The organism is Sphingobium sp. DN12, assembly GCF_051058005.1.
Taxonomy (GTDB): Bacteria; Pseudomonadota; Alphaproteobacteria; order Sphingomonadales; family Sphingomonadaceae; genus Sphingobium; species Sphingobium yanoikuyae.
This window is the reverse complement of sequence record NZ_CP173717.1, coordinates 1,152,314-1,164,672: the sequence shown is the minus strand read 5'-3', so window position 1 is coordinate 1,164,672 and position 12,359 is coordinate 1,152,314. Positions and strand designations below refer to the sequence as shown.

Annotated in this window: 10 protein-coding genes and 1 other annotated feature; of the genes, 7 read left to right on the top strand and 3 right to left on the bottom strand. The window is 67.9% G+C overall.

Annotation, left to right across the window (positions count from 1 at the left end):
- Positions 1-19: 19 nt before the first annotated feature.
- Both ACI6S0_RS05520 and ACI6S0_RS05515 read right to left on the bottom strand, forming a co-directional pair.
- On the bottom strand, positions 20-1,510 hold the full coding sequence (locus tag ACI6S0_RS05520) for a SulP family inorganic anion transporter (RefSeq protein WP_434405248.1): 1,491 nt from the start codon (positions 1,508-1,510) through the stop codon (positions 20-22).
- Positions 1,511-1,571: 61 nt separating this feature from the next.
- Positions 1,572-1,627 (bottom strand) — a sequence feature (sul1 is cis-regulatory element that is thought to sense ions involved in sulfur or methionine metabolism; They are found in Alphaproteobacteria).
- A gap of 161 nt (positions 1,628-1,788) precedes the next feature.
- Positions 1,789-3,543, bottom strand: a complete 1,755-nt coding sequence (locus ACI6S0_RS05515) for a chloride channel protein (RefSeq protein WP_434405247.1) — start codon at positions 3,541-3,543, stop codon at positions 1,789-1,791.
- Between the two features lie 132 nt (positions 3,544-3,675).
- On the opposite strand from ACI6S0_RS05515, the gene trpD reads away from it, so the two are divergent.
- The 6 genes from trpD (at position 3,676) to ACI6S0_RS05485 (ending at position 8,726) form a co-directional block, all read left to right on the top strand.
- Positions 3,676-4,668, top strand: a complete 993-nt coding sequence (gene trpD, locus ACI6S0_RS05510; RefSeq protein WP_434405246.1) for an anthranilate phosphoribosyltransferase — start codon at positions 3,676-3,678, stop codon at positions 4,666-4,668.
- Positions 4,665-5,456: an indole-3-glycerol phosphate synthase TrpC gene (gene trpC, locus ACI6S0_RS05505; protein ID WP_434405245.1), complete on the top strand. Its 792-nt coding sequence runs from the start codon at positions 4,665-4,667 to the stop codon at positions 5,454-5,456. The genes trpD and trpC overlap by 4 nt, the downstream gene beginning before the upstream one ends.
- Entirely contained in the window at positions 5,453-5,938 is a 486-nt protein-coding gene (gene moaC, locus ACI6S0_RS05500) for a cyclic pyranopterin monophosphate synthase MoaC (protein WP_434405244.1), read from the top strand. The genes trpC and moaC overlap by 4 nt, the downstream gene beginning before the upstream one ends.
- The gene (locus ACI6S0_RS05495; protein ID WP_434405243.1) at positions 5,935-7,119 is read left to right on the top strand and encodes a molybdopterin molybdotransferase MoeA; all 1,185 of its coding nucleotides are present in this window, start codon (positions 5,935-5,937) and stop codon (positions 7,117-7,119) included. The genes moaC and ACI6S0_RS05495 overlap by 4 nt, the downstream gene beginning before the upstream one ends.
- Before the next feature lie 104 nt (positions 7,120-7,223).
- Positions 7,224-7,901 (top strand): transcriptional repressor LexA, encoded by a 678-nt coding sequence (lexA, locus tag ACI6S0_RS05490; protein ID WP_434405242.1) that lies wholly within the window; start codon positions 7,224-7,226, stop codon positions 7,899-7,901.
- Between the two features lie 108 nt (positions 7,902-8,009).
- Positions 8,010-8,726 carry a DUF4440 domain-containing protein gene (locus ACI6S0_RS05485; RefSeq protein ID WP_434405241.1) on the top strand — a complete coding sequence of 239 codons (717 nt, stop codon included), beginning with the start codon at positions 8,010-8,012 and terminating at the stop codon, positions 8,724-8,726.
- On the opposite strand, the gene ACI6S0_RS05480 is transcribed toward ACI6S0_RS05485, so the two are convergent.
- Positions 8,703-10,850 (bottom strand): ComEC/Rec2 family competence protein, encoded by a 2,148-nt coding sequence (locus ACI6S0_RS05480; protein WP_434405240.1) that lies wholly within the window; start codon positions 10,848-10,850, stop codon positions 8,703-8,705. The genes ACI6S0_RS05485 and ACI6S0_RS05480 overlap by 24 nt on opposite strands.
- 49 nt (positions 10,851-10,899) lie before the next feature.
- Between ACI6S0_RS05480 and gltX the strand changes: the two genes are divergently transcribed.
- Positions 10,900-12,342 carry a glutamate--tRNA ligase gene (gene gltX, locus ACI6S0_RS05475; protein ID WP_434405239.1) on the top strand — a complete coding sequence of 481 codons (1,443 nt, stop codon included), beginning with the start codon at positions 10,900-10,902 and terminating at the stop codon, positions 12,340-12,342.
- Positions 12,343-12,359 lie beyond the last annotated feature (17 nt).

Below are 12,359 nucleotides of genomic sequence, written 5' to 3'. Positions count from 1 at the left end.
CGGCGGGGCAGGCCGCATGTCAGTGCGGCACCGCCCCCGTCTCCACCCCGGTCTTGTCGTGCAGGGCGAAGCGGTCGACGATGTCCGCGCTCGCCCGGTTATAGCCGACTACCTCGACCATGCGCCCTTCGCGCCGCAGCCGGGCGATGATCTTGTCGAGCGCGCCGACGCCCGAAATATCCCAGAAATGCGCGCCCGACACGTCGATCAGTACATGGGCCGCGCTTTCCTCGCCGGTGAAGGCGCGGGTGAAGCGATCGACCGAGGCGAAGAAGATCTGGCCGGTGACGCGATAGGTCGCCCGACCATCGACCTCGCTGCGCTCCACCGCGAACATGCGCTGCACCTTGGCGGCGAAGAAGATGCCCGACAGCAATACGCCGGTCAGCACGCCCAGCGACAGGTCGCGGGTCGCCACCACGACCACCACCGTCGCCAGCATGACGGCCGAGGAGGTGGGCGGATGGCGCCGCAGATTGGCGATCGAGGCCCAGCTGAAGGTGCCGATCGACACCATCACCATCACCGCGACCAGCGCGGGCATCGGGATGCGCCCGACCCACGGCCCCAGCACCGCCAGCAGGAACAGCAGGAAGGCACCGGCGACGAAGGTCGACAGCCGCCCGCGCCCGCCGGACGTGACGTTGATCACCGACTGGCCGATCATTGCGCAGCCGCCCATGCCTCCAAACAGGGACGCGACGATATTCGCCCCGCCCTGCCCCATGCATTCGCGCTGCTTGTCGCTGTCGCTATCGGTCATGTCGTCGACGATCTGCGCGGTCAGCAGCGATTCGAGCAGGCCGACCGCCGCCATCGTCACCGAATAGGGCAGGATGATGCGCAGCGTCTCCCAGGTCAGCGGCACCTGCGGCAGGGCAAGGCTCGGCAGTCCTTCGGGCAGCCGCCCCATGTCGCCGACCGTATGCACCGGCAGGCCCAGGCCGATCGACAGCACGCTCAGCAGCAAAATCGCCACCAGCGGCGCCGGCACCGCCTTGGTGATCCGGGGGAAGAGATAGATGATGGCGAGGCCGGCCAGCACCATCGCATAGGTCTGCCAGCCGACATTCGTCAGCTGCGGCAGTTGCGCCATGAAGATCAGGATCGCCAGCGCATTGACGAAGCCGGTGATGACCGATCGCGACACGAACTGCATCAGCAGGTCGAGCCGCAGCAGCCCGGCGATGATCTGCACCACCCCCATCAGGATCGTCGCGGCGAACAGATATTCGACGCCATGGTCGCGCACCAGCGGCCCGACCAGCACGGCGACGGCGGCGGTCGCGGCGGAGATCATCCCCGGCCGCCCGCCGATCAGCGCGATGGTGATGGCGATCGCGACCGAGGCATAGAGACCGACGCGCGGGTCGACCCCGGCGATGATGGAAAAGCCGATCGCTTCGGGGATCAGGGCGAGCGCGACGACGATGCCGGCCATGATGTCATGGCGCGCCGTCCGGGCGTCGCTGAACCATTGGCGGCGATAGCGGCTGAAAAATTGGGTCATGTCGAAAATCCACATCAATGCACATGGCGCCATCCGGGGCGCGTTCGATAATCATGTGTGATGTTGTCCGGCGGATCGGCGGCCGGAATAGCCACCCGGAATTTCACCGGGTCCATGCGAATGCCGGCCTTCTACAGCCCTGCCCCGCCAATGCAACCCCGGCCCGGCCCGCGCGCCCGCCCGGACGCCCCGCGGCGATATACTGTGGGAGGCCGGGTGGGGGCGCGGGCCGGTGCGGCATCGAAAATGCGCTCTTCCGCGCATTTTCCAAAAAGCCTCTACCCTTCCCCGAACAACGCCCGCTGCGAACTCTCAATCTCCTCGAAATAGCGCCGCCGCGCATGTTTCTCGGTCAGCACACCCAGCACCAGCCCGCTTTCGTCCACCACCGCCAGCTCGTCCGCCGCCGCCTTGTCGAACAGGGGCAGGATCGCGCGGATATCCGCGTCGGCGCGCAGCGAGATATCGGCCATCGTTGCCAGCGGCGCGATCGGCGCATCCTCCGCCAGTTCGGGGCGATAGGCCGCCGCCGTCGGCACGATGCCGCGATAGCCGCCCGCGCCGTCGATCATGATCGCCTTGCTCGCCGACCCCAGCGGCACCAGCGCGCGAAACTGGCCGACGCTCATCGTATCGGGCACCGACACCCAGTCGCGCCGCATCATCCGCCCGGCGGTCAGGTTCATCACCCAGCCAATGTCGCGCGGGCTGCGGATGGTCGATCCGCGCAGATGCAGCCGCCAGGTGGAGAAGGAATAGCCGAACATTTCCCGCGTCACCGCGCTCGACAGCAGCGACGCGGTCAGCACCACGCCCATCAGCTGGAAATCATGGGTCGTCTCCAGCATCAGCAGCCCCAGCGTCATCGGCCCGCCGACGATCGCGACGCTGAGCGCTGCCATCCCCACCAGCGCCGCATCATTGGGGTCGAGCGACCAGCCGATCCCGACAAGGTCGACCAGCTGCGCGAAAATCTGCCCCGCCAGCGATCCCAGGAACAAGGACGCGAAGAACAGCCCGCCGCGAAAGCCGAAGCTCAGCGAAATCACCGATGCCGAGATCTTGAGGCACAGGATCATCAGCAGCACGGTCCAGTCGGGCAGCAGGATGAGGTTGAGGTGCAGCGCGCCATGCCCGGCCGACAAGGTCTGCGGCGTCAACCAGGCGAGCGGCATCAGCAGCACGCCGCCGATCACCGGCCGCCACCGCCCCGGCCAGGTCCAGCCCTGCACCCGCAGCTCGGCAAAGGTCACCATCCGCATGATGAGGATGCCCAGCCCCGCGCAGACCAGGCCGAGCAGCGCATAGAGAAGATAGTCCGCCGTCCCCAATATCCGGTCCGCCGTGGTCGCGATCAGCCACGGCTCGACGCCCAGCGCCCGCGTCACGAACGCCGCGCTCAAGGCCGCCGCCACCACCGGTGCAATCGCGGCCGGCGTATAATGGCCGATCACGATCTCGAACGCGTAGAAGGCGCCGGCCAGCGGCGCGCCGAAGGCCGCGCCCACGCCTGCCCCCGCGCCCGCGCCGACCAGGGTGCGCAGATCATTGCGCCGCAGCTTCAGCCATTGGCCCAGCAGCGACGCGACGCCGCCGCCCATCTGCGCATAGGCCGCCTCCAGCCCGACCGATGCGCCCGCTCCGTTCGACAAGACCGTCTGCCCGGCGATCACCAGATTGTCGGCCATCGGGATGCGCCCGCCATGCAGGGCATTGGCCTCCACCACGTCGATCAGCGGCCGTTGCCGCCGGCGCAGCAGCCGCGCCAGCAGCACCAGCGCCAGGCCGCCCAACGGCAGGCCCAGCAGCCGCCAGGGATGACGGATCTCGCCCAACGCGCTCAGCCGGTTGATGCTGACGCCATAGAGAAGTTCCTGAATGCCGTGCGCCATCAGTTGCAACAGGTTGGTGATCAGCCCCGCCGCCACGCCCGCCAGTATGGCGAGCAGGATGAAGGCCGCCTCGCTCTCGCGCAACCGGCGGCGCTGGCGGATGGCAAGGCTCCAGAACAGGGTCGACCAGGGACGGCGCATAGTTTTCCCGACAACGCCCCTTTGGTGCCCGCGTCAAGCCAATTGCCGGGCCACGCAACAAAATTCCAATTGGCGGGCAAATAGCATGTCGCCCTCGACTTTCGCGCGCGGCCGGGACTAAAGGCTTGGCCTATGACCCTGTTGCCCGATCCCAGCGCGCCCCTGGCCGCCGACGAAGCCGCCCGCGCCTTCGACCTGCTGTTCGACGCCGACCTGTCGGACGAGGCGATCGCCGGCTTCCTCGTCACCATGGCGCGGCGCGGCGAGACCGCGACGGAGATCGCCGCCGCCGCCCGCGCGATGCGCGCCCGGATGATCCCGGTCGACGCGCCCGACGGCACGATCGACGTTTGCGGCACCGGCGGCGACGGCCATCATACGCTCAACGTCTCGACCGCCGTCAGCCTGGTGGTTGCGGCCGCCGGCGTACCGGTCGCCAAGCATGGCAATCGCGCTGCCTCGTCCAAGGCGGGGGCCGCCGACACGCTCGAAGCGCTGGGCCTCGACCTCGATCGCGCCGCCGCCACGGCGGAAGCGACGCTCAAGGATCTGGGCATCTGCTTCCTGTTCGCGCAAAATTATCACCCTGCGCTCAAGCGCCTCGGCCCGATCCGCCGGTCGATTGGCGAACGCACCATCTTCAACCTGATGGGGCCGCTCGCCAATCCCGCCAATGTCCGCCGCCAACTGGTCGGCATCGCCCGCCCCGCTTACGTCCCCATCTATGCCGATGCGCTCGGCCAGCTTGGCGCCACCCATGCGATGATCGTGTCGGGCGACGAAGGGCTCGACGAACTCTCGCTCGCCGGCGGCAACGACATTGCCGAGGTGACGGCCGACGGCGTGGTCGCGATGCGCCGCCTGACCGCCGCGGACCTCGGCCTCTCGACCCATCCCGTCACCGCCATTCGCGGCGGCGACCCGGCCCATAATGCTGCGGCGCTCCGCGCCCTGCTCCAGGGCGAGGCCGGTGCCTATCGCGACGCCGTGCTGCTCAACGCCGCCGCCGCTTTGGTGGTGGCCGATGCCGCCCATGATTTCCAGGAAGGCGTCGAACAGGCCGCCGAAGCGATCGACAACGGCCTTGCCAACGCACTCCTCAATTGCTGGATTGCCTATCAATGACCAACAAGCTCATCGAAATCTGCGATTTCAAGCGCGAGGATGTCGCCCGCCGCAAGGCCGCGACGACGATCGCCTCGCTCCACGCCCGCGCCAGCGAGCAGACCCCGCCGCGCGGCTTCCGCAGGGCACTGGACGATGCCGCCCGCTCGGGCTTCGGCCTGATCGCCGAAGTGAAGAAGGCCAGCCCGTCCAAGGGGCTGATCCGCGCCGATTTCGATCCGCCGGCCCATGCGGTGGCCTATGCCGCCGGCGGCGCCGCCTGCCTTTCGGTGCTGACCGACGAGCCCTATTTCCAGGGCCATGACGATTATCTGATGGCCGCCCGCTCGGCCTGCGCGCTGCCGGCGCTGCGCAAGGATTTCATCGTCGATCCCTGGCAGATCCTCGAAAGCCGCGCGCTCGGCGCCGACGCGATCCTGATCATCGTCGCCGCGCTGGACGACGGCCAGATGCAGGAGATAGAGGACGCGGCGCTCGGCCTTGGCATGGATGCCCTGGTCGAGGTGCATGACGAGGCCGAACTGGAACGCGCGCTCAAGCTCCGCTCGCGCCTGATCGGCGTCAACAACCGCGATCTGCGCGACTTCAGCGTCGATTTCGCTCGCACCTATGAACTGGTGGGCAAGGCGCCCGACGGCTGCACTTTTGTCGCCGAAAGCGGCCTTGGTTCGCATGCCGACCTCACCGCCATGGCCGATCATGGCGTGCGCTGCTTCCTGGTCGGCGAAACGCTGATGCGCCAGGCCGATGTCGAGGCGGCGACCCGCAACCTGCTGACGGGCGCATGACCGGCCTCACCCATCTGGACGAGGATGGCGCCGCTCGCATGGTCGATGTCTCGGCCAAGGCTGTGACCGCGCGCGAGGCGGTGGCCGCCGGGCGCATCACCATGGCCGCCGACGCTGCGCAGGCGATCGCCGCCGGCCTCGTCAAGAAGGGGGATGTGCTGGCCGTTGCCCGTGTCGCCGGCATCATGGCGGCCAAGCGCACCGCCGAACTGATCCCGCTCTGCCATCCGATCCCGCTGAGCGCCGTCACCATCGACTTTGCCCTGCACGACGACGGCGTCACCGTCACCGCGACCGCGCGCACCGCCGGCCAGACCGGGGTGGAGATGGAGGCGCTGACCGCCGCGACCGCCGCGCTCCTGACCGTCTATGACATGGCCAAGGCGCTCGATAAGGGCATGATAATCGGCGATGTTCGCCTGCTCGCCAAGCGCGGCGGCAAGTCGGGCGACTGGACCGCGCCGGAGCAAGCTGGCCGATGAGCCTGATGCCGATCGCGGACGCGCAGGCGCGGCTCCTTGCCCTTGCCGATCCGTTGCCGGCCGAACATGTGCCCGTCTCCGCCTGCGCCGGTCGCTGGCTCGCCACCGACATCACCGCGCTCCGCGACCAGCCCTGGGCCGATCTTTCCGCGATGGACGGCTATGCCGTGCGCGCATCCGAAGGCGCCGGACCGTGGCAGCTGGTCGCCACCAGCAGCGCGGGCGACGCCGATATCCCGCCCCTGCAACCGGGCCAGGCTTGCCGCATCTTCACTGGCGCGCCCTTGCCGGCCGGCGCCGATGCGATCCTGATCCAGGAAAATGCCACGCGCGCCGGCGACAAACTGACCGCGCATGACGGCATATTGACGCCCGGCAGGCATGTCCGCCCGCTCGGTTCCGATTTCCGCGCCGGCACGCTGCTGGTCAGCGCAGGCAGCCGCCTCACGCCGGGCCAGATCGCGCTTGCCGTCCTTGGCGGCCATGGCAGCCTGCCCGTCAGCGCCCGGCCCCGCATCGCCCTGCTCTCGACCGGCAATGAACTTGTGCCCCCCGGCGCGCCGACGCCGCCGGGCTATCTCCCCTCCTCCAACGCGCCGATGCTGGCCGCGCTGCTCGCCGCCCTGCCCTGCGAGGTGATCGACCTCGGCATCGTGCCCGACGATCTCTCCGCCATGACGCAGGCGCTGGAACAGGCGTCACAGGCCGACATCATCGTCTCGACCGGCGGCGCCTCGGTCGGCGACCATGACTATGTCCGCCCCGCCTTCGCGGCCGCCGGCGGCACGCTCGATTTCTACAAGATCGCGATGCGGCCGGGGAAGCCGCTGATGGCCGGGCGCCTGGGGAACGCCACCTTTCTCGGCCTGCCGGGCAATCCGGTTTCCGCCTTCGTCACCGGCACCCTCTTCCTCTGCCCGCTGGTCCGCCATCTCGCCGGATCGCGCGCGCCGCTGCCGCCGGTCGTGCAGGCCCGCCTTGCGGCCCCACTCGGCCCAACGGCGGAGCGCGACGATTATCTGCGCGCCTATCGCGGGGCCGACGGCATCGTCTCGGTCACATCGCAGGACAGCGCCGCCACCGCCGCCATGGCGCTGGCCGACTGTCTGATCCGCCGGCCGGCCGGCTCAGCCCCCGCCATTGCCGGCGACATGGTCGACATCATCCCCCTGACCGCCTGACTATCTGACTGCCTGACCGGCAAAAGCGGCGCATGGCTTAACGCGCTTGACTTGCCCCTTTCCGTTTCCTATGCGTTCTTCATTCGTTCCATGGAGGACCGCCGATGTTGACGCCTAAGCAGCAGGAATTGCTGAGCTTCATTCAGACCCGGCTGGAAGAAGGCGGCGTGTCCCCTTCGTTCGAGGAGATGAAGGACGCGCTCGACCTGCGCTCCAAGTCCGGCATCCACCGGCTGATCAATGCGCTGGAGGAACGGGGCTTCATCCGTCGCCTGCCTAACCGCGCCCGCGCGCTCGAAGTGTTGAAGCTGCCCGATGCGATGCACCGCGCCCCCGCGCCGGCCATTCCGACGCCCAAGGTGTCGGCTCCGGCCGTGCTGCTGCCGACCGCCGCCAATGACGTGATCGAAATCCCGCTGCACGGCCGCATCGCCGCCGGCGTGCCGATCGAGGCGATGGAAAGCCATACCATGCTCTCCGTCCCCGCCGCCTTGCTCGGCTCGGGCGACCATTATGCGCTCGAAGTGTCGGGGGACTCGATGATGGAGGCCGGCATTCTCGACGGCGACTTCGCGCTGATCCAGCGCACCGATGTCGCGCGCGAGGGCCAGATCGTCGTCGCCCTGATCGACGACGCCGAAGCGACGCTCAAATATTTCCGCCGCGAAGGCAGCCGGGTCCGGCTCGATCCCGCCAATGCCGCCTATGAACCGCAGATCTACGATACGCGCCAGGTCCGCATCCAAGGCAAGCTCGCCGGCCTGCTGCGCCGCTACAACTGACCCGGTGAGCGGCGGAGCAGCGTTCCGTCGCCCCGTCCCGTCCGATCCGGGATGGGCAGCCCCCTGCAGCCATGATAGCATGGCGCTGCGTTACAGGGGGTCTGGCTCATGTCCTATTTGCGCTCCATCTGTCCGATCATCGTCCTGTCATGCGCTTCTCCTGCGATCGCGCAGGATGACGAACAGACCCTCGCCCCTTTCCGCAGCCTGATCGAAACGCGCCTAGCCGCGCTCAAGAGCGGCGATATCGCGAAATATATGGCGATGCTCGACAAGGATTATGTCGTCATTTCCGATCTGGGCGAGCGGCGCACCCGCGCCGACCTGCCCGCCTATCTGCCGACCATCTCCAACCCGTCGCGCAGCTATGCCATCCAGTCGATCCATGCCCGCATCATCGACGACATCGCCCTGGTCGATGCCGAGATCCGGGAAGACATGGCCGATGCCGTCGGCGGCTGGCACGAAAGCGATATCTTTGTGCGCCAGGGCAGTCGCTGGCTCTATCTGCACCGGCAGGACAGTTCGATCCTCTATCCCCCCGCGCCCGTGCCGACCGATGCCGACCCGCTCGATGATTATGTCGGCCAATATCGCTCGGCAGCCGGCCTGACGGACATCATCACCGTGCACGACGGCACGCTCTACGGCCAATCGACGCCACAGGATGCGCCGACTGCCCTGATCCATGTCGGTCCGGGCGCCTTCGCCATCCCCGGCGGCGCGGACCTGCTGGTCTTCACCCGCTCGCCCACCGGCACAGTGACCGGCCTGATCGGCCACCTCACCAGCGGCCAGATATCAACCTCCGCCAAACTGCCCTGACACCCGTCGCCGCACCGCCGGTCGCACGATCCACGGATGCGCGTCGCCGGGCCGATGGACGGTGTGAACTTTGCCGCTTTCAAGGCCAATCGACAGGCCGCCGGTGCGGGATAGCAGCCGGCGGTCGATTTTCATCCAGCGCGGTCGGCACCACCAGGGCAGGCCCCGGTCGCTGATGACGATATCGGCCGCCGCGCAGTCCCGCTCCAATATCGGGCGATCGACCAGCATCGCATTGCGGGTCACCAGCAAGCGCCAGTCGTGCCCGCCCCGCGGCAACGTCACCGCGCACAGATCGGTCGAACAGCGTGCCTGCTTCATCTTCGCGATCGCCTCCAGCGTCCCGTCATAGCCCGCACTCTCGCTCAGCACGTCGCGGACATAGTCGCCCGCCCCCTCGCGCAGCAGCGCCATCGTCCCCGCCGGCGTCCGCACCGCGACATGCCGCCCGTCGCCCGTCACCACGATATCGGGCGGCGCCAGCAGCGCGATGCCGATCAGACCAACCGCCACCGGCCCAAGCCCCAGCCAGCGCCAGCGACTGCGCCAGAGCAGGCACCAGAGGCCTCCCACCACGATGATCCCGAAAATCCAGCCCGGCACCGCCGGCGCCAGCATCACCGCCATCGGGCTCGCCGCCACGCCATGCGCCACCGCCAGCAACAGCGCGATCGCCTTGGCCGTGAGCCACCAGAAGGGCGCGCCCAGCCCGGCCAGATCGAAGCACAGCGCCAGCGCCTCCAGCGGCATGATGACGAAGGTGGTGAGCGGGATCGCGACCAGATTGGCCACCGCGCCGAGCAAACCTGCCTTGTGAAAATGGAAAAGCGCGATCGGCGCCAGCACCAGTTCGATGGCAAGGCCGGTCACCAGCATCGCCGCCACCGTCCGCCCGGCCTTGCGCAACCAAGGCTCGTCCCGCGCCATCGCGAACGCCTTGAACCGCCGATGCTCGCCCAGCGCCACCAGCGCGACTACGGCGGCGAAGCTCATCTGGAAGCTCGGGCCGATCAGCGCCTCGGGCCAGAAGGCCAGCACCACCAGCGCACCGGTCGCCACCAGCCGCAATGTGATCGCCTCGCGCCCCAGCGCCAGCCCGCCCAGCACCAGCAGCGCCGCGATGCAGGATCGCACCGTCGGCACCTCCGCCCCAGTCAGCAGCGTGTAGCCGATTCCCGCCAACGCGCCCCCGGCCGCCGCGATCAGCATCAGCGGCCAGTCCAAAGCCGCGCGCGGAATCAACGCCAGCAGGCGCAACAGCAGGAAGATCACCGCCCCGATCAGCGCCGTCACATGCAGCCCGCTGATCGAGAGAAGATGGGCAAGCCCACTGCGCCGCATCGCCTCCGCATCCGTTTCGGCAATCGCGCCCTGGTCGCCGGTCGCCAGCGCCACCGCAATCCCCGCCGGTGCGCCCGTCACCTGTCCGCTGATATGATCGAACAGCCGCGCCCGCAGCGTCGGCCCCTCACGCGCCTTCTCCACCACCTCGACCGGCGCCAGCGCGCGCCCGGTCGCCCCGATCCCCTGGAAATAGGCGCGTCGCGCAAAATCGAACGCGCCCGGCACGCTCGGCGGCGCGGGCGGCATCAGCCGCACACGAAAGCGCAGCACCGCCCCCTTGCCCAGCCCTTCGGGCATGTCCGCCTCCGCGATATTTACCCGGATCGCCGCGGGCAGCGCCGGCGCCGCGATCGGCCGCAGGCCCACCCGAACCATCTGTTGCGCCGGCAGCTTGGCCACCGCCGTCACCGTGCCCGTCACCTGTGCGAATATGGGACGAGCCAGCGGCGGCTGCCCCAGCCATGTCGCCTTGCCCCAGACCAGCAGGCAACCAACACAAGCCAGCAAGCCGCCGGCCACCAGCATGTGCCGCAATCGCGCGCCAACCGGCAGCAACAGCGCCAGACAGGCCAGCCCCAGCGCCCCGCAGCAACAGGCCAGCCAGTGTGCCGGTCCCGGCAGCACGAACCAGCCGGCAATGCCCGCGCCCAGCGCCACCGGCACCCACAAGGCAAGCTGTTCGCGCTCCACCTCCAGCCATTGTTCGATCCGCGCAAATCCATTGTGCGCAATACGCACCGTCCTGCGCCCAACGGACGTTTGTCGTGGCTCAAAAGCCATGCTAGGGGGCGTCGCATCCATGGATCAGGCAGGAAGAATGTCAGCGAATATGACGGCAAGTGCAACGGGATTGAACAAGCAGGTGGTGACCCGTTTCGCCCCGTCGCCAACGGGCTTCCTGCATATTGGCGGCGCCCGCACCGCGCTGTTCAACTGGCTGTTTGCGCGCCATCATGGCGGCAAGTTCCTGCTCCGCATCGAGGATACGGATCGCGCCCGCTCCACCGAGGAAGCCGTGGCCGCCATTTTCGACGGTCTGGAATGGCTGAACCTGGGCGGCGATGAGCCGGCGGTGTTCCAGTTCGAGCGCACCCCGCGCCATGCCGAGGTCGCCAACCAACTGCTCGCCAATGGCCATGCCTATCGCTGCTATGCGACGCAGGAAGAGCTGGCCGAGCTGCGCGAACAGCAGCGCGCCGCCAAGCAGCCGATGCGCTATGACGGCCGCTGGCGCGACCGTTCGCCGGAGGAAGCGCCCGAAGGCGCCCCCTTCGTCATCCGTATCAAGGCCCCTCGGACCGGCGAAACGGTCATCGAGGATGCGGTGCAGGGCCGCGTCGTGGTGCAGAATGCCGAGCTGGACGACATGATCCTGCTCCGGTCGGACGGCACCCCCACTTACATGCTGGCCGTGGTAGTCGACGACCATGACATGGGCGTCACCCATGTCATCCGCGGCGACGATCATCTCAACAACGCCTTCCGCCAGCTGGCGATCATCAAGGCGATGGGCTGGGAAGAGCCGGTCTATGGCCATATCCCGCTGATCCACGGGTCGGACGGCGCAAAGCTGTCGAAGCGCCACGGGGCGCTCGGCGTCGACGCCTATCGCGACGAGATGGGGATGCTGCCCGAAGCGGTGCTGAACTATCTGCTGCGCCTGGGCTGGGGCCATGGCGATGAAGAGATCATCTCGATCGAACGCGCCATCGAACTGTTCGACATCGACGGCGTCGGCCGTTCACCCTCGCGCTTCGACATCAAGAAGCTGGAAAATCTGAACGGCCATTATCTGCGCGAAGCCGACGAGACGCGCCTGGCCGCTCTGGTCGCCCCGCGCGTTGAGTCGCGTCTTGATACGCAACTGAATGACGCCCAGCGCGATATTTTGACCCAGGCGATGGTTTCGCTCAAGCCGCGGGCCAAGACGCTTAACGAAATTGCAGAAGGCGCGGAGTTTCTGTTCAAATCTTGCCCGCTCGATTTTGACGAGAAGGCGTCTGCTCTGCTAGATGAACCCGCGCGTGAGCTGCTGGAAAAGACAGCCGACGCTCTCCAGCCCGTCCAGTCCTGGACGGTTGAAGCGATCGATGAAGTGATACGCCGCGTGGCAGAGGATGCGGGGCTTGGCCTGGGCAAGGTGGCACAGCCGCTTCGTGCGGCGCTCACCGGGCGCACGGTCTCGCCGGGTATTTTTGATGTCCTCTTCCTTCTGGGGAAAGAGGAAAGCTTGAAGCGACTGACCGCTGCGGGGCACGTGGTGGCCGGTTGACGGCAGTTAAGGAGAAA